General features: G+C 56.3%; 16 protein-coding genes. All 16 read left to right on the top strand.

The annotated features are described in order from the left end of the window. Positions 1-83 precede the first annotated feature (83 nt). Positions 84-1,382, top strand: coding sequence for a G5 and 3D domain-containing protein (locus BLT01_RS12420; protein WP_245696930.1), 1,299 nt, complete (start codon positions 84-86; stop codon positions 1,380-1,382). Positions 1,383-1,746: 364 nt separating this feature from the next. Then, on the top strand, positions 1,747-2,328 hold the full coding sequence (gene rnmV / locus BLT01_RS12415; RefSeq protein WP_407639309.1) for a ribonuclease M5: 582 nt from the start codon (positions 1,747-1,749) through the stop codon (positions 2,326-2,328). Further along, a complete protein-coding gene (rsmA, locus tag BLT01_RS12410; protein WP_092098236.1) occupies positions 2,321-3,202 on the top strand; it encodes a 16S rRNA (adenine(1518)-N(6)/adenine(1519)-N(6))-dimethyltransferase RsmA in 882 nt (293 codons plus the stop codon). The genes rnmV and rsmA overlap by 8 nt, the downstream gene beginning before the upstream one ends. Positions 3,203-3,351: 149 nt before the next feature. Further along, positions 3,352-3,618: a biofilm formation stimulator Veg gene (gene veg, locus BLT01_RS12405; RefSeq protein WP_008301256.1), complete on the top strand. Its 267-nt coding sequence runs from the start codon at positions 3,352-3,354 to the stop codon at positions 3,616-3,618. A 115-nt stretch (positions 3,619-3,733) separates the two neighbouring features. Further along, entirely contained in the window at positions 3,734-3,913 is a 180-nt protein-coding gene (locus BLT01_RS12400) for a small, acid-soluble spore protein, alpha/beta type (protein WP_092098234.1), read from the top strand. Positions 3,914-4,034: 121 nt separating this feature from the next. After that, complete coding sequence (gene ispE / locus BLT01_RS12395; RefSeq protein ID WP_092098232.1) at positions 4,035-4,907, top strand: 4-(cytidine 5'-diphospho)-2-C-methyl-D-erythritol kinase; 873 nt, start codon at positions 4,035-4,037, stop codon at positions 4,905-4,907. Positions 4,908-5,001: 94 nt separating this feature from the next. After that, positions 5,002-5,832 (top strand): pur operon repressor, encoded by an 831-nt coding sequence (gene purR, locus BLT01_RS12390; RefSeq protein ID WP_092098230.1) that lies wholly within the window; start codon positions 5,002-5,004, stop codon positions 5,830-5,832. Position 5,833: 1 nt separating this feature from the next. Further along, complete coding sequence (locus BLT01_RS12385; protein WP_092098228.1) at positions 5,834-6,208, top strand: RidA family protein; 375 nt, start codon at positions 5,834-5,836, stop codon at positions 6,206-6,208. Positions 6,209-6,399: 191 nt separating this feature from the next. Continuing rightward, on the top strand, positions 6,400-6,684 hold the full coding sequence (gene spoVG / locus BLT01_RS12380; RefSeq protein WP_092098260.1) for a septation regulator SpoVG: 285 nt from the start codon (positions 6,400-6,402) through the stop codon (positions 6,682-6,684). Positions 6,685-6,792: 108 nt separating this feature from the next. Further along, a complete protein-coding gene (locus BLT01_RS12375) occupies positions 6,793-8,811 on the top strand; it encodes a penicillin-binding transpeptidase domain-containing protein (protein ID WP_092098226.1) in 2,019 nt (672 codons plus the stop codon). Positions 8,812-9,025: 214 nt separating this feature from the next. Further along, a complete protein-coding gene (gene glmU, locus BLT01_RS12370; RefSeq protein WP_092098224.1) occupies positions 9,026-10,420 on the top strand; it encodes a bifunctional UDP-N-acetylglucosamine diphosphorylase/glucosamine-1-phosphate N-acetyltransferase GlmU in 1,395 nt (464 codons plus the stop codon). After that, positions 10,417-11,376 carry a ribose-phosphate diphosphokinase gene (locus BLT01_RS12365; protein ID WP_092098222.1) on the top strand — a complete coding sequence of 320 codons (960 nt, stop codon included), beginning with the start codon at positions 10,417-10,419 and terminating at the stop codon, positions 11,374-11,376. Before glmU ends, BLT01_RS12365 begins: the two co-directional genes overlap by 4 nt. Before the next feature lie 322 nt (positions 11,377-11,698). Then, on the top strand, positions 11,699-12,343 hold the full coding sequence (locus tag BLT01_RS12360; RefSeq protein WP_092098220.1) for a 50S ribosomal protein L25/general stress protein Ctc: 645 nt from the start codon (positions 11,699-11,701) through the stop codon (positions 12,341-12,343). Positions 12,344-12,445: 102 nt separating this feature from the next. Next, positions 12,446-13,009: an aminoacyl-tRNA hydrolase gene (pth, locus tag BLT01_RS12355; protein WP_092098218.1), complete on the top strand. Its 564-nt coding sequence runs from the start codon at positions 12,446-12,448 to the stop codon at positions 13,007-13,009. Positions 13,010-13,064: 55 nt separating this feature from the next. Beyond that, complete coding sequence (locus tag BLT01_RS12350; protein WP_008301240.1) at positions 13,065-13,292, top strand: anti-sigma-F factor Fin; 228 nt, start codon at positions 13,065-13,067, stop codon at positions 13,290-13,292. 143 nt (positions 13,293-13,435) lie between these two features. Then, positions 13,436-16,954 carry a transcription-repair coupling factor gene (mfd, locus tag BLT01_RS12345; protein WP_092098258.1) on the top strand — a complete coding sequence of 1,173 codons (3,519 nt, stop codon included), beginning with the start codon at positions 13,436-13,438 and terminating at the stop codon, positions 16,952-16,954. The last annotated feature ends 15 nt before the right edge of the window (positions 16,955-16,969 follow it).

Here is a 16,969-nt window from a genome sequence, read left to right as displayed (position 1 = left end):
GCGGTGCAGGAAAAAACCGGTTGGGTTGACAAGCCGGAAAACCGGCCGCTATAATCACTCGGGTGATAAGGAGGAGTTTTTTAGTGTCTACCAATTCCAGGGAACACAAGCATTCAAGATTCACGGCAGGCAAGAAAATCATCATGTCCATTTTGACGATCGCACTGTTCGCGGGCGTCATCACATATGCAGTTTACGAGGGGACAAAGAAAAACGTCACTCTTTCCGAAGACGGCGAGCAGACGGAATTCCGCACTCACGCGGATACGGTCGGCGAACTTCTGGATGAGCAGGACATTGCAGTCGGGGAACATGACGACCTCTCCCCGGCCAAGGATGAGCAACTCGGGGACGGCGCGTCCATCGAGTGGAAAAAAGCCAGACAGTTTACGATCAGCGTAGACGGTGAAGAAAGCAAAGTCTGGTCGACGAAAGAGAATGTTGATGCGCTTCTGGCCGACGCGGGCATCGAACTCAGTGAGCATGATGCCATCACGCCGGCACGCGGAAGCGAGATCGGCGACACGGATACCGTCAAAATTGAAAAAGCATATGAAGTTGCCATGATCGACGGGGGCCGGGAAAGCAAAATCTGGACCACTTCGACTACGGTCGCTGACTTTTTAAGCAAGCAGGGCATCAAGATCGGCAAGAACGACCGCGTGGAACAGGGCATGGATGAAATCGTCAAGCCGGGCTCCAGCGTCAAGGTCGTCCGGGTAGAAAAGGTCACCGATGTAGTGGAAGAGTCGACGGACTTCACTGTACAAACGAAAAAAGACAACAGCCTGCTGACAGGCAAAGAGAAAGTCGTCCGCAACGGTGAGCAAGGTAAAGTGAAACGGACGTATGAAATCATCAAAGAAGACGGCAAAGAAGTCACACGCAAGCTTCAGGATGAGAAAGTGGTCAAGAAGCCGGTCAATAAAGTCGTCGCAATCGGCACAAAAGCCCCAGTCCCAGCGTCTGCACCTGCAAAGGCAGTCGCTTCAAACACCGCCAAAAAGGCAGTCGCTCCGAATGCATCCAAACAACAGGCTGCTCCCAAGGTTGTCCAGGCATCGGCCCCGCGCAGCGAGGAACCGGCCGGCGGCAAGGAATTCTATGTAACGGCGACCGCCTACACGGCATCCTGCAACGGTTGCTCGGGCATCACGGCAACAGGCATCAATCTGAAAGCCAACCCGGGCGCGAAAGTGATCGCAGTGGATCCGAGCGTCATCCCGCTCGGCTCCAAGGTCTGGGTTGAAGGATATGGTACGGCCATCGCTGGCGACACCGGCGGCGCGATCAAAGGCAACAAGATCGACATCTTCGTTCCGACAAAAGATCAGGCCTACAGTTTCGGCCGCAAAAAAGTGAAAATCAAGATCCTTAACTGAGGATGAACGGATCCGCGGCCCGGTGCTGCGGGTCTTTCTTTTTGAACTTGTTGGCCCGAAAAGGGTGGTTAAAGGCTTAATCAAGGTGATATAAGGCTGAGACAAGCGTGACAGAGCGGTGACTGACGTTCATTTAGGGTGAGCCGGGTTTTCTGTGAGGACAGGCGCCAGGAACTTGGGTGATCACCTCCCGGCCGGTGAGCCATGGACTGATGCGTTAACCTGCCGTTACGGAATAAAATGCTTCTCACTTTGTCAGAGCTAATGTTAGCGGTGATCTGTGATTCTTTGTAACATTCATCGGCACCGGCTTTCTGTACAATCCGTCCGCATGCCGTTAAAATTGGAGGAAATGAACGAAAGAATGGGATCATCAGTGACTATCGAAGAAATCATCGTCGTGGAGGGAAAGTCGGATACGGTCGCCGTCCGCCGCGCCACCGGGGCGGATACGATTGAGACGAACGGCTCGGCCGTCTCCAAGGAAACGCTTATGAAGATCCGGCACGCCCAGGAAAAACGGGGCGTCATCGTGTTCACGGACCCTGACTATCCGGGCCGGCGCATCCGGGCGATCATCGAGGAGCATGTGCCTGGCGTCAAGCATGCTTTCCTGCCGAAGGCGCAGTCTATATCAGAAAACGGCCGGAAAGTCGGCATCGAGCATGCTGCGGATGACGATATCCGGGCAGCGCTTGCCGCCGTCCGCACACCGGTCCACCAAAGCGGCGGAGAGCAGCCTGTCAGCGATGCCGAACTGGTCAGCCTGAGGCTTGTCGGCCACCCGGACGCCAGGCGAAGGCGCGAGCGCATCGGCCTCCTGCTGCAGATCGGGCAGACCAACGGCAAGCAGCTTGCCAAGCGTCTCGCCATGTTCCGGATCAGCCGCAAGGAATTCCTCGAGGCGGTCCAAGCCATTGACGAAGAAGGAGACATCCATGCATAGAGATATCGCCACACCCGGACGGACTAAGGAGATCCTCGACAAGTACGGGTTTTCATTTAAAAAAAGCCTCGGCCAGAACTTCCTGATCGATCCGAATATCCTTCACAAGATCGTGTCGTTTGCCGGCCTGACCGAGAAATCGGGCGCAATCGAGATCGGTCCCGGAATCGGCGCGCTCACCGAGCACCTTGCCAGAAGTTCGGGGAAGGTCGTTGCATTTGAGATTGACCAGCGCCTGCTGCCGGTGCTGGAAGACACGCTTTCGCCGTATGACAACGTGAAGGTCATCCACCGGGATATCCTCGAGGCGGACGTCGCGGCCGTGATCGGAGAGGAACTCGGCGGCTTTTCTCATATCGCCGTCGTCGCGAACCTCCCGTATTACGTTACGACTCCGATTCTCATGAAACTGCTCGAGGACCGGCTGCCGATCGATTCGTTCACCGTCATGATGCAGAAGGAAGTGGCGGACCGGATCAGCGCGAAACCGGGCACGAAGGAGTACGGCTCCCTGTCGATCGCAATCGAGTACTATACCGAAGCACAGACCGTCATGACGGTCCCCAAGACCGTCTTTATGCCGCAGCCGAATGTTGCATCGGCCGTCGTCCATCTGAAGCGCAGGAGCACGCCTCCCGTCGCGGTAAAGGACGAGGGCTTCCTGTTCAGGGTGACAAGGGGATCATTTGTCCAGCGCCGGAAAACGATCCTGAACAACCTGCAGACATCCCTGCCGGACGGCAAGGCGCGGAAGGCGGAAATTGTGGACGCACTCGGAGAAGCGGGCATCGATCCGGGGCGCCGCGGGGAAACATTGACCCTCGGGGAATTCGGCCGGCTTGCTGATGCGCTTTATCCGAAATTCGGTGAGTAAATGTTACAAAAAATTCGCAAACCCATTAAAAGTGGAAAATGCGCAAGAAAAAACATTGACATCCGGAGAATGCATTGATAAAATTTTAAATTTAATTGACAGAAACTTTGAAATGTGTTATCGTTATACACAGTGAGGTGTAAGCGATAATGCCAAAAACATTAGCTGATATCAAGAAGGCGCTCGATTCTCATTTAGGTCAGCGTTTGCAACTTAAGGCGAATGGCGGCCGGAAAAAGACGATTGAGCGTGCCGGTGTCCTTCGGGAAACGTATCATGCCGTCTTTGTCATTGAGCTCGACCAGGAGGAGCATTCGTTCGAGCGGGTGTCCTACAGTTATACCGATCTTTTGACGGAAGCCGTGGAACTGACATTCATCAACGGTTCAGAGAAAATGGATTTCGTCGTGAAGTAATGCAATTATTTATCCCATTTTTGCCCGGTCAAAACCTTTCTGGAAGGTTTTGACCGGGTTCTTTTATCATTTCGGGCCATACTACATGTGTCAGCCGAACGAGGAGGAAAAACCGATGGCTAGAAACGGCGGAGTAATGTCCCAGCGTCTGAAGGAAGAGATTGCGAAGGAACTTGGATTTTACGATGTTGTGCAGCAGGAAGGTTGGGGAGGCATCAAGGCACGCGACGCCGGCAACATGGTGAAGCGTGCGATTGAGATGGCGGAACGTGGCATCGGCGAAGGCCGAAAGTAACGCTTCTGTAACCCGAAATCCAAAAACGGTTGACACCGGCAGGCGGAATTTTTCCGTCTGCTTTTTTCATTCTCCCTGCCTATGGTAAAATAGGGGCATTGAATTTTGGGGAGGTGCCTTCATGATCCATGAAAAAGCACCGGCGAAGATTAACCTGACACTCGACGTCCTCGGCAAGCGCCCGGACGGTTACCACGAGGTCGAAATGATTATGACGACGGTCGACCTGTATGACAGGCTGGCCATTGAAGGCGCCAGGGACGGAAAGATTGTCATCAAGTCCTCCGACCGCTATGTGCCGGATGACCGGCGCAACCTGGTCTATCAGGCAGCGGAAATCCTACGCAAGCGTACGGGCATCCGTGATGGCGTGACGTTTACGCTGGACAAGCGCATTCCGGTTGCTGCAGGGCTTGCCGGCGGAAGCAGTGACGCCGCTGCGGCGCTCCGCGGGCTCAACCGGTTCTGGAAACTCGGCATGTCGCTGGATGAACTGGCGGAGATCGGAGCGGAAATCGGCTCCGATGTACCATTCTGTGTGTACGGCGGGACTGCGTTTGCGACAGGGCGCGGTGAAAAAATCCGCCATTTGCCGGCACCGCCGAATTGCTGGGTGATTTTGGCGAAGCCGGATATCGGCGTGTCGACGGCGGACATCTACGGGAAGTTCGACCTGTCCCGTGCCCGCCATCCGGATATCACGGCGATGGAGACGGCGCTCCGGCAAGGGGATTACGAAGGGGTCTGCCGCAACCTCGGCAATGTTCTCGAACCGGTGACGATGGAGATGCACCGGGAAGTCGCCATGCTCAAGGACGGGATGGAACGGTTTGGCGCTGACGCCGTACTGATGAGCGGCAGCGGGCCGACCGTCTTCGGTCTCGTTTCGCAGGAGGCGCGCGTCGCCCGCATCGTCAATGGTCTGAATGGCTTTTGTCCGGAAGTCCATGCGGTCCGTATGCTGGGCGGACGGCACAGTGCCCGGCTTGATTAAATCCGGATGTTTATGTTAATGTGAAGGTAAATTATTCGGATTTTGTAAAAAGCCGGCGAGTTACGGCTCAGACATAAGCTTAGAGGTGGACATTTTGAAGTGGAAGCGCAGTGAACGGCTTGTCGACATGACCCAATATTTGCTCAGCCATCCGCATACGCTCATCCCGCTCACGCACTTTTCCTCGGCGTACGATGCGGCGAAATCGTCGATTAGCGAGGATCTTGCCATCGTCAAAGGGACGTTCGAGGAGCGGGGGACCGGCCGGCTCATCACGGTGCCGGGCGCGGCAGGCGGCGTAAAGTACATACCGGACGCAAGCAGGGAAGAGGCTCAGGAGATCATCCATGACTTCATGGATGCGCTCAGTGATCCCGGCCGGCTGCTTCCGGGGGGATACTTGTTCATGACGGATCTGCTCGGCAATCCGGGGCTCATGGACCGGATCGGCCGGCTGTTCGCTGCCCGCTACAAAGATACGGAAATTGATGCGATCATGACCGTCGCAACCAAAGGCATCCCAATCGCCCATGCAATCGCACGCCATCTGAACATTCCTGTCGTCGTCGTCCGGCGTGACAGCAAAGTGACAGAAGGATCCACGGTCAGCATCAATTACGTTTCCGGCTCGAGCCGTCGCATCCAGACGATGGTCCTTTCAAAACGCAGCATGCAGGGCGGCCAGCGCGTGCTCCTTACCGACGACTTCATGAAAGTCGGCGGAACGATGAACGGCATGAAAAATCTCCTCGCCGAGTTTGATTGCGAGCCGGCCGGTGTTGCCGTCCTGGTCGAATCAGAAGATATGCAGGAAGAACGGCTCGTGGAAGACTATGTGTCTCTAGTAAGGCTCCGCGAGGTCAATGAAAAAGAACGCACAATCGAACTCGTGGAAGGCAACTATTTCAGGGAAGGTGGAAACTGACATGAACTTGATCCAGACAGACAAGGCGTCCGCAGCAATCGGCCCCTACTCGCAGGGAATTGTAACCGGCGGCATCGTTTACACATCCGGCCAGATCCCGCTCACGCCGGAAGGCAGCCTCGTGGAAGGCGGCGTTGAGGAACAGACACACCAGGTGTTCAAAAACCTTTCCGCTGTTCTGGAAGCCGGCGGGTCTTCACTTGGCCGGGTGATCAAGGCCACCGTTTTCATCAAGGATATGAATGATTTTGGCACGATCAATGAAATCTATGCTTCTTACTTCGGCGATCACAAGCCGGCACGCTCATGCGTGGAAGTTGCCCGCCTTCCGAAAGACGTTCTTGTCGAAATCGAAGCGGTCGCCCTCGCAAAGTGAAACTTTCATAGATACGGCAGCTCTCTATGCAGAGCTGCCGTTTTATTATGCGCTCATCTCTCATTTTCTTTATTGAGCATTGCATGAACATCCCTAACTTTGAATAGTTCAAAAATTTTGTATTGTAAGAAGGGAATTTTCCATCTATATTGAATATAAACAACCAAGAAGGTGCTGAAGGTGGTGAGAAAGTGGAAGTAACTGATGTGAGACTTCGTAGGGTAGAGACTGATGGCCGGATGCGGGCCATTGCTTCCATCACGATTGATGAGGCGTTCGTGGTCCATGATATCCGGGTCATCGACGGCAATGACGGACTGTTTGTCGCCATGCCAAGCAAGCGGACGCCCGACGGCGAGTTCCGGGATGTGGCACATCCGATCAATTCGGACACACGCCGGATGATCCAGGACGCTGTGCTGGGTGCCTATCACCTGACAAAAGAAGAACCGCAGCTCGAAGGCGCCGGCGCATAACCGGACCTGACCGACCGTCCCGTAACCGGTGACGGTTTTTTCAATTCACCGAGGCTATCGCCCTTTTCAATTTATTGTTAATATGGAAAGACGCGAGGGAGGGTCAACATGAAAAAAATTGCGTTCGTCACCATCATTCTCTTGCTGGTCTTCCTGTCAGGATGCCGGGACAAGCCGACACCCGAAGACCGGCTGGCCGAGTATATCAGCTATTGGAACAAAGGGGACTTTGCCGCCATGTATGACGGCTACCTGACCGGGAAGACGAAAAACGCTTTTCCCGAGGAAGAGTTTGTTGCCCGACAGGAGAAACTGGTGGAGGACCTTGGAATCAGCAACCTGGAAGTCTCTTATGGCAAGCCCGGCAAAGACGCCGAATGGGACAAAAAGCAGCCGGCCGAATTCGATATCCGGGTGAAGATGGAAACGCTTGCCGGTCCGGTCGAGTTCGACAAGCCGATCAGACTCCGCCATGAGGAACAGGAAAAAGAAAAGACCTGGTTTGTCGAGTGGGACCCTTCCTACATCTTCCCTGATCTCGAAAAGGGCGATGACGTCGACTTATCACGCACCGCAGCAAAGCGGGGAGAGATTGTCGACAGGGCGGGGATCCCAATTGCGAAAAATGGGACCGGCTATCAGGTGGGCATCGTTCCCGAAAAGCTGGATGAAGCCAGAAAGGCGGATATCGCCGAACTGCTCGGAACTACGGCTGAAGCGATTGACAAGAGCCTGAATGCGGCATGGGTCAAGCCGGATCTGTTCGTTCCGATCGGAAAGACGGCGAAAAACGACACCGCCCGTTTGGAGCAGTTGCTGAAGATTCCGGGTGTCGCCGCGCAGGAAACCGCGATGCGTGAATATCCGTACGGTGAGGCACTGGCCCATCTGACCGGCTATATCGGTGCGATTTCCGCCGAACAGCTGGAAAAGCTGAAGGACAAGGGCTACTCGGAAAACGACCAGATCGGGCGGCGCGGCCTGGAAAGCCTGCTGGAGGACCGGCTCCGCGGCCGGGACGGCATGAAGATCACCCTCAAGAAAGCGCAAGAAGGAAAGGAACCGGTAACCGTTGCTGAACGCGCACCTGAGGACGGGGAGACCATCAAACTGACCATCGATGCCGAACTGCAGAAAGTGGCATACGATGCGATGAAGGGAGAGCCGGGCACAGCCGCTTCCGTCGCCCCGGAAACCGGAGAAGTGCTTACGCTCGTCAGCTCCCCGGCCTATGATCCGAACGAATTCATCACCGGCATGGGCGGTGACCGGTATCGCGAGCTCGAGGAAGACGAAAAGACGCCTCTGTTTAACCGCTTTGCCCAAAGTTATGCACCGGGCTCGACACTCAAGCCGGTCACTGCGGCGATCGGCATGAAAGCCGGCACACTCGATCCGGCAAAAGGGCTCACGATTACGGGCAAGACCTGGCAGAAAGATGCTTCCTGGGGGGCGTACCGGGTGTCCCGCCTGCATCCGGAGGCACCGAACCCGATCGACCTGAATCGTGCGATGGTTTATTCGGACAATATTTACTTTGCGCAGCAGGCGCTCGCGATGGGGAAAGACACTTTCACCGAAGGGCTGGAACAGTTCGGCTTTGGCGGGCCGATCCCGCTTGAGGCGATGGAGCTGAAGGCTTCCCAGATCTCCAACGAAGGAACAATCGGCTCGGAAGGCCAACTGGCAGATACGTCATTTGGCCAGGGACAGATGCTGACGAATATCCTGCATCTCGCATCGATGTACGAGCCGTTTCTGACGGGCGGCACGATGTACAAGCCGACCTTGCTGTTCGATGAAAAAGACGGGCAAGTTTGGAAAGAGGGACTTCTCGACCCGGCACAGGCGGAAACGATCCGTTCAACGCTGCGCAGCGTCGTTTCGGACGGATTCGCCCAATCTGCGAATATCGGGGATGTCCCGATCGCCGGCAAGACCGGCACTGCCGAGCTGAAGGGATCCGGAGAGGAGCGGGGCAAGGAAAATGGCTACTTCGTTTCCTATCATGCCGAAAACCCTTCGTTCATCCTGGCGATGATGGTGGAGAATGTCGAGGACAACGGCGGCAGCGACTATGTCGCCGCCATGTCCGCCAAAGTCCACCGATATGCGTCCGAAAGGTGAACCGAATCAAGCAGCTGCTCCCGGCCGGGAAGCGGCTGCTTTTTCGGGAAGCGCCGCTTCTGCCCCCGTGGGTCTGAAACAGGGTACTATCTTGCGATTCAGGAACGCCCCTTATCCGGAATGTCAAGCCTGCGGCCTGTAAATTGTTGAAAAATGGGTCGTTTTCGTCTATCGTAAGAGGGAAATCCAAGAAAAAAGTTAGGGGAACTGCCTGATGACGAATACATATGCCGTAATCCTGGCAGCCGGCCAGGGAACACGCATGAAATCCAAGCTCTATAAAGTGCTCCACCCGGTATGCGGTAAGCCGATGGTCAGCCATGTTGTCGACAATGTCCGGGGAGTCGGCGCGGACCGCGTCGTCACAATCGTCGGATTCGGTGCGGAAAAGGTCGAGGAAGAAGTCGGCGGACGCTGCGAGTTTGTCCTGCAGGAAAAGCAGCTGGGAACCGGCCATGCCGTTCTTCAGGCGGAGCAGAACCTGGGCGGCCTGGACGGCACGACGATCGTCGTGTGCGGGGACACGCCGCTGATCACGCCGGAAACGATGAAGGCGCTGATCGACCATCACAACCAAACAAAAGCAAAAGCCACGATCCTCACCGCGTTTGCGGATGACCCGACAGGATACGGCCGGGTCATCCGCGACGAAAATGGAAACTTCCTCCGCAGCGTCGAGCAGAAAGACGCCAGCCCGGAAGAACAGCAGGTGAGGGAGATCAACACCGGCACCTATTGCTTCGACAATAAAACCCTTTTCGAAACGCTCCGGAAAGTCGGCAACGACAACGCGCAGGGCGAATACTATCTGCCGGACGTCTTCGGAATCCTCCAGTCGGAAGGCGAAACGATCGCCGCCTACGCGACGGATGATTTTGAGGAAACGCTCGGCGTCAACGACCGTGTCGTGCTCGCGGAAGCGGAGCGCGTCATGCGCCGCCGGATTGCCGAGAAGCACATGCGGGGCGGTGTCACGATTCAGGATCCGGCCAACACCTACATCAGCGCGGATGCCGAAATCGGCCGGGACACTGTCCTGATGCCAGGTACGGTCATTGAAGGACGCACGGTCATCGGAGAAGACTGCCTGATCGGTCCGGGCAGCCAGATCCGTGATAGCGTGATCGGCGACCGGACGGCAATCCGCCAGTCTGTCGTCATGTCGAGCAAGATCGGAGAGGATACGGCGGTCGGGCCATTTGCCCATATCCGTCCGGAAACCGACCTCGGCAACAGCGTGAAGATCGGCAACTTTGTCGAGGTGAAAAAGTCGAATCTCGGGGAAGGCAGCAAAGTCTCCCACCTCAGCTACATCGGGGATTCGGATATCGGCGAGCGCGTCAACATAGGCTGCGGCACAATCACCGTGAATTACGACGGGGTCAATAAGTTCCGCACGACGGTCGAAGATGATGCATTTGTCGGCTGCAACTCCAATCTGGTCGCCCCTGTGACAGTCGGAAAAGGCGCTTTTGTCGCCGCCGGTTCCACAGTGACAAAAAATGTTCCTGAAAATGCCCTTGCAATCGCGCGCTCCAGGCAGGAGAATAAGGAAGGTTATGTTGAAAAAATGAACAAAAAGCGATCGGAGGAGCAATCCAAAAAATGACGAACCATTATCCGGACCATAAACTGAAGATTTTCTCCCTGAACTCAAACGAGCCCCTGGCCAAGGAAGTCGCAGAGGAAATCGGCGTTCCGCTCGGCGCATGCTCGGTCAACCGCTTCAGCGACGGCGAGGTACAGATCAACATTGAAGAGAGCATCCGCGGCTGCGACGTCTTTGTCATCCAGTCAACGTCGGCGCCGGTCAACGAGAATCTCATGGAGCTGCTTATCATGGTCGATGCGCTCAAGCGCGCATCCGCCCGCACCATCAATGTCGTCATGCCGTATTACGGCTATGCCCGGCAGGACCGCAAAGCCCGCGCGCGTGAGCCGATCACCGCGAAGCTTGTGGCGAACCTTCTGGAGACGGCCGGCGCGCACCGTGTCATCGCACTTGACCTGCATGCGCCACAGATCCAGGGCTTCTTCGACATTCCGATCGACCACCTGGTTGCAGTCCCGATCCTTTCCGATTATTTCAAGGAAAAGAACATCCCCGGCGAAGAGCTCGTCATCGTATCGCCCGACCACGGCGGCGTAACACGGGCCCGCAAGATGGCGGACCGCCTCAAGGCGCCGATCGCGATCATCGACAAGCGCCGCCCGCGCCCGAACGTAGCAGAAGTGATGAACATCGTCGGGAACGTCGAAGGCAAGAAGGCGATCCTGATCGACGACATCATCGACACCGCAGGCACGATCACAATTGCGGCAAATGCCCTCGTGGAAAACGGCGCGACCGAAGTGTATGCATGCTGCACGCACCCGGTTCTGTCCGGCCCTGCCATCGAGCGCATCGACAACTCGAAGATCAAGGAACTGGTCATCACGAACTCCATCAATCTTCCGGAAGAAAAGCAATCCGAAAAGATCAAGGAACTGTCTGTCGCGCCGCTCCTCGCCGACGCCATCGTCCGGGTCTTCGAAAACAAATCCGTCAGCACCCTGTTTAACTGATAAACAACGAAAAGGCCGTCATTTCGAGGCTTCAGACTGTAGACAAAGTGAGTGTATTGCTCCTTTGTCTGCAGTTTTTTCTTTTTCATCAAATCCTCCCGATTTCCGCTGCGGGCCTTGCTTACCAAAACTGCATGTTGGTCGCAGGAAAAGCTACGGCATTATTTGATTCGGAGCAATATCGGACGGCCCCGTATGCTCTTGGCCGAATACCAACCTTAAAAATAGAAATCTGCCCATTCTGACACCACGGATGTTTGAAAATTTCTAAACTGGGTAAACACTACTTATGACGAAATAATAATATGGATGGTGACTGCAGATGGCGACAATCAAGGCAGAAAAACGTGAGAAATCCGGACGTTCCAAGCTGACGGAACTCCGGAAAAGCGGATATGTGCCGGCGGTGGTATACGGATATAAACTGGAAAGTGTACCGGTTGCGGTCCGCGAGAACGATCTGTTCATGACGCTCCGCGACGAAGGCCGAAACGCCGTGTTCCAGCTGGAGGTTGAAGGCAAAAAAGTCAATGCGGTGCTCCACGATTACCAGATGGACGTGATGAAAGGCGAGTTTAGGCATGCGGACTTCCTCGCCATCGATATGAATACCGAGATGGAAGCGGAAGTGAACATCGTCCTCACAGGGGACGACGTGGCGCCGGGCGTCAAAGAAGGCGGCGTCCTCAGCCAGCCGTTCTGGACGGTCAACATTTCGGCCAAGCCTTCCGACATGCCGGAGTCCCTTGAAGTGGACGTTTCCGGGCTCGCGGTCGGAGACACCCTGACAGTCGGAGATGTAAAGTCGGAGTGGGGCGTGAATGTCGTCGATGAGGATGAAAAAGTGCTCGTCACAATTACTGCGCCTCGCACAGAACAGGCAGATGCCGATGCGGACGAAACGGAAGCCGCACCGGATGCAGAAGCCGGCGGCGGCTCTGGTGAAGCCCCTCAGGAAACCGAATAATCGCTTTAAAAGGATTGCCTGTCCGAGGGCAATCCTTTTTGCCTGCCTGCCATACGGAATCATGGTAAAATGGAAAGCATCATTGCCAAGAGGAAGATGTCCATGAAACTTATCGTCGGGCTCGGCAATCCGGGCAGGCAGTATGAACAGACCCGCCATAATATCGGTTTCCACGCCATCGATGTGCTGGCTGACCGATGGAACGCCCCGCTCAACCAGACCAAATTCAACGGCATGTATGCAACGGTGCACCGCCCGGATGGCAAGGCGCTGCTCGTCAAGCCGCTTACGTACATGAACCTTTCGGGGGAATGTATCCGCCCGATGATGGACTACTTCGATGTTCCGGAAGAGGACCTGATCGTCATCTATGATGACCTTGACCTTGCGCCGGGCAGGCTCCGGCTCCGCCAGAAGGGCAGCCCCGGCGGCCACAACGGAATGAAGTCGATCATCCAGCACATCGGAACGCGCGACTTCGACCGCATCCGGATCGGCATCGGCCGGCCGGATGTCCCGATGGCCGTGACGGACTGGGTGCTCGGAAGGTTTACTGATGAAGAAGCGCCGGTCATGAGGGAAGCTGCGGAACGCGCAGCGGATGCCTGCGAGGCGGCCCTCGGGCGTCCGTTCATCGATGTCATGAATGAATTCAACGCCAAGTGAGGCATAGCCCCCGCCGCCCCTGTCTATACTGATGGGAAAGGAAGGGGGCGCATGCATGGCGATCCGTTACCGTTGCCGCCACTGTGAAACGGAGATCGGCCGGCTTCCGTTCGGTTCAGCCGACGAAGCGAGGACGCTGCTCCGGCTCGGTGAAGAGGAAGCGGAAGAATTCATCCTGGAAGGGGAAGACGGGGACGCGACCGTCCAGTGCATCTGCAAAGATTGCGAACAGTCGCTCGACCGGTTCCCCGACTATTATTCCCTGCAGAAATGGCTGCAATGATGCCGTTGCTTTGGCACCCGCTGATGGTGTCCAAGGCTTTTTCTGCTTTGGGGACCAGGCGCCTGGCCCCGGAATCGGACGATGCTTCCCTGTAAAGGGAATTTGATAGATACAGAATGTTTCTTTTTGAAAGGATGGAATCCATGGAAGAGCTACTGGATGTACTGGCCGGGGGAGGGGAAATTGCGGACCTCCTCGGTGATCTGAAGGAAGGCCGTGACCGTCAGTTGGTCACAGGCCTTGCGGGCGGCGTGCGTGCCGCCCTATTTGCGCTGGCTGCCAAGGAGACGGGGCGGCCCATTCTCGTTGTTGAACCGAATATGCTGCAGGCACAGCGTACATACGAGGACCTCACAAGGCTCTCGGGAGAAGAATCGGTCCGCCTGTATCCGGCGGATGAACTGACCGCGGCCGAGTTGTCCGTCGCGAGCCCGGAACTCCGGGCGCAACGCATCGAGGCGCTGGATCATCTCATGCGGGACGGTTCAGGCATCTTCGTCACGCCGATTGCCGGTCTCCGCAAACTGCTCCCCGCACCTCCCGATTGGAAAAAAGCCGCGCTGACCGCCCAGCTGGGCGATGAAATCGATCCCGCGGACTGGGCGGCAAGCCTTGTCGCCATGGGCTTCTCGCGCCAGCCGATGGTCACTTCCCCGGGTGAGTTCGCGCTCCGGGGCGGCATCCTGGATATTTATCCGCTCGACCGTGAGGAACCTGTCCGGATCGAGCTGTTTGATACGGAAATTGATTCGATCCGCACTTTCTCGGCGGACGACCAGCGCTCCACAGGACGGTTGGAAACAGTCCGGATTCTTCCGGCCCATGAGTTCACCTGGTCCGCGGAGCGGCTTGCCGTCACGGCCCAACGTCTTGAAGAATCACTTGCCGAAAGCCTTAAAAAGGTGAGCGATGAGGCGGCACGCGAGGCGCTGCTCGAGAACATCGGCGCGGATATTTCTCTCATGAAGGACGGAGAGATCCCGGAAAGCGTCGTGAAGTATGCATCGCTGGCAGGGGAAACGGCTTTTCTAGGCGATTATTTCCCGGAAGAGGGCATCCTGTTTTATAACGAGGCTGGCCGGATCATCGAAGTGGCCGAATCTCTGGAGCGGCAGGAGGGCGAATGGCATACCGAAATGATCGCTTCGGGGAAGCTGGTCCATGATGCGCGGCTCAGCCACACCTTTAAGGAGATCGACGCGATGGCCGGACAAAAGAAAGTGTATTTGTCTTTGTTCTCGCGCTCACTGCCGGGCCTTGTCCTTAAAGACACCATTCAGATTTCGTGCAAGCCGATGCAACAGTTCCACGGCCAGATGAATCTCCTGAAGTCGGAAGCAGAACGATGGCAGGCTGGCGGTTTTACGGTGTTGCTCCTTGCGGGAGACCGGGAGCGCATGGAGAAAGTCCGCTCCATCCTAGAGGACTACGGCATGGAAGCGGGCATCCCGAAGGAGGGCACGGTACCGGGACCCGGCATTCATGTGATCGAAGGGGACCTGTCGGACGGATTTGAGCTGCCGCTTCGGCAGATTGCCGTCGTGACGGACAGCGAACTGTTCAAACAGCGTTCCCGCAGAAAAGCGCGTGCCCAGAAGCTGTCGAACGCCGAGCGGATCAAAAGCTATTCGGAAATCAAGCCTGGCGATTATGTCGTCCATATCCAGCACGGCATAGGGAAGTACATCGGCATCGAAACGCTTGCTGTCGGAGGTACGCACAAAGATTACCTTCACATCAGCTATCGCGGCGACGACAAGCTGTATGTGCCGATCGACCAAATCGACCAGATCCAGAAATACGTCGGGTCAGAGGATAGAGAACCGAAAATCCACAAGCTCGGCGGCACCGAATGGAAAAAGACGAAAAGCAAAGTGTCGAAGGCAGTCAAGGACATCGCCGATGACCTCATCAAGCTGTATGCCAAGCGGGAAGCGGAAAAAGGGTTCGCTTTCTCTCCTGACGATGACCTGATGCATGCCTTCGAAGCGTCATTCCCGTACGACGAAACAGACGACCAGCTCCGCTCGATTGAAGAGATCAAGCGCGACATGGAGCGCGAGCGTCCGATGGACCGGCTGTTGTGCGGCGACGTCGGCTACGGCAAGACCGAAGTCGCGATCCGCGCCGCATTCAAGGCGGTCGGCGATGGCAAGCAGGTGGCCTTCCTGGTTCCGACAACGATCCTTGCCCAGCAGCACTTCGAGACGATGAAGGAGCGCTTTGCCGGTTTTCCGGTTGAGGTCCGCATGCTGAGCCGGTTCGGCACGAGGAAAGAGCATCAGGAAACGGTCAAGGGCCTGAAGGACGGCACGGTCGACGTCGTTGTCGGCACGCACCGTCTCCTTTCGAAGGACGTGGAATACCGTGACCTCGGCCTGCTCATCGTTGACGAGGAGCAGCGCTTCGGCGTCACGCATAAGGAGCGCATCAAGCAGATGAAGGCGAACGTCGACGTCCTGACACTGACGGCGACCCCGATACCGCGCACGCTCCACATGTCGATGATCGGGGTGCGCGACCTGTCCGTTCTTGAGACGCCTCCCGCAAACCGGTTCCCGGTACAGACATATGTCATGGAATACAGCGGCCCGCTTGTCCGGGAAGCAATCGAGCGCGAGATGGCGCGCGGCGGCCAGGTGTTTTACCTGTACAACAGAGTCGAGGACATGGCGCGCAAGGCCGAGGAGATCCAGATGCTCGTTCCGGATGCCCGGATCGCGACCGCGCACGGCCGTATGTCCGAGACAGAGCTCGAAGCAGTCATCCTCGCTTTCCTGGAAGGCGAATATGATGTCCTCGTGACGACGACGATCATCGAAACAGGCGTCGACATCCCGAACGTCAATACGCTCATCGTTCACGACGCTGACCGGATGGGACTCGCCCAGCTGTATCAGCTGAGGGGACGGGTCGGCCGGTCGAACCGCGTCGCGTATGCGTATTTCCTCTATCAGCGGAACAAAGTCCTTTCAGATGTCGCGGAAAACCGCCTTCAGGCAATCAAAGAATTCACCGAACTCGGATCCGGCTTCAAGATCGCGATGCGCGACCTGTCGATCCGCGGGGCGGGGAATCTGCTCGGCGCCCAGCAGCACGGATTCATCGATTCGGTCGGATTCGACATGTATTCAAAGATGCTCGAAGAGGCCATCGAAGAAAAGCGCGGCAACGGCAAGGAAGAGGAAATGCCGGATGTCGAGGTGACGCTCCACCTCGACGCATACTTCCCGGACAGCTTTATCCCTGATGGATTCCAGAAAATCCAGATGTACAAGCGCGTCAAGGCGGTCGAGACTGAAGAGGATTATTCGGAACTCGTCGACGAGATGGCCGACCGCTTCGGCGACTTGCCCCTAGAAGCCGAGCAGCTTCTGAAAATCGCCCTGATGAAGGTATGGGCGCGGGGGGCGGGCGTCGAGTCAATCAAGCAGCAAGGTGACCGGGTGATCATCTCGTTCACGGAAGCAGGTACCCAACGGGCGGACGGCGCGAAAATCATGGAGGGCACGCTGCAGTACGGACGTGCGGTCGGCTTCCATATGGAAGGCGGTCGGCTTCTTTTGACGGTCGACGGGTCGAAAACCGGCAAAAATACGCTGTTTGACGTGCTTGAAGGCGTCATGAAAATATTGCCGGATGCGAAAAAACAGGAAGCCTGACCTGACAAGAGGGCC

The organism is Bhargavaea beijingensis (genome assembly GCF_900101985.1).
Taxonomy (GTDB): domain Bacteria; phylum Bacillota; class Bacilli; order Bacillales_A; family Planococcaceae; genus Bhargavaea; species Bhargavaea beijingensis.
This window is presented reverse-complemented; position numbering and strand designations above follow the sequence as displayed.

Bases quoted from the DNA above. Each gene is read 5' to 3' on its own strand.
- rnmV (WP_407639309.1), top strand. From the start codon at position 1,747: ATGGGATCATCAGTGACTATCGAAGAAATCATCGTCGTGGAGGGAAAG.
- rsmA (WP_092098236.1), top strand. From the start codon at position 2,321: ATGCATAGAGATATCGCCACACCCGGACGGACTAAGGAGATCCTCGAC.
- veg (WP_008301256.1), top strand. From the start codon at position 3,352: ATGCCAAAAACATTAGCTGATATCAAGAAGGCGCTCGATTCTCATTTA.
- BLT01_RS12400 (WP_092098234.1), top strand. From the start codon at position 3,734: ATGGCTAGAAACGGCGGAGTAATGTCCCAGCGTCTGAAGGAAGAGATT.
- ispE (WP_092098232.1), top strand. From the start codon at position 4,035: ATGATCCATGAAAAAGCACCGGCGAAGATTAACCTGACACTCGACGTC.
- BLT01_RS12385 (WP_092098228.1), top strand. From the start codon at position 5,834: ATGAACTTGATCCAGACAGACAAGGCGTCCGCAGCAATCGGCCCCTAC.
- BLT01_RS12375 (WP_092098226.1), top strand. From the start codon at position 6,793: ATGAAAAAAATTGCGTTCGTCACCATCATTCTCTTGCTGGTCTTCCTG.
- glmU (WP_092098224.1), top strand. From the start codon at position 9,026: ATGACGAATACATATGCCGTAATCCTGGCAGCCGGCCAGGGAACACGC.
- BLT01_RS12365 (WP_092098222.1), top strand. From the start codon at position 10,417: ATGACGAACCATTATCCGGACCATAAACTGAAGATTTTCTCCCTGAAC.
- BLT01_RS12360 (WP_092098220.1), top strand. From the start codon at position 11,699: ATGGCGACAATCAAGGCAGAAAAACGTGAGAAATCCGGACGTTCCAAG.
- pth (WP_092098218.1), top strand. From the start codon at position 12,446: ATGAAACTTATCGTCGGGCTCGGCAATCCGGGCAGGCAGTATGAACAG.
- BLT01_RS12350 (WP_008301240.1), top strand. From the start codon at position 13,065: ATGGCGATCCGTTACCGTTGCCGCCACTGTGAAACGGAGATCGGCCGG.
- mfd (WP_092098258.1), top strand. From the start codon at position 13,436: ATGGAAGAGCTACTGGATGTACTGGCCGGGGGAGGGGAAATTGCGGAC.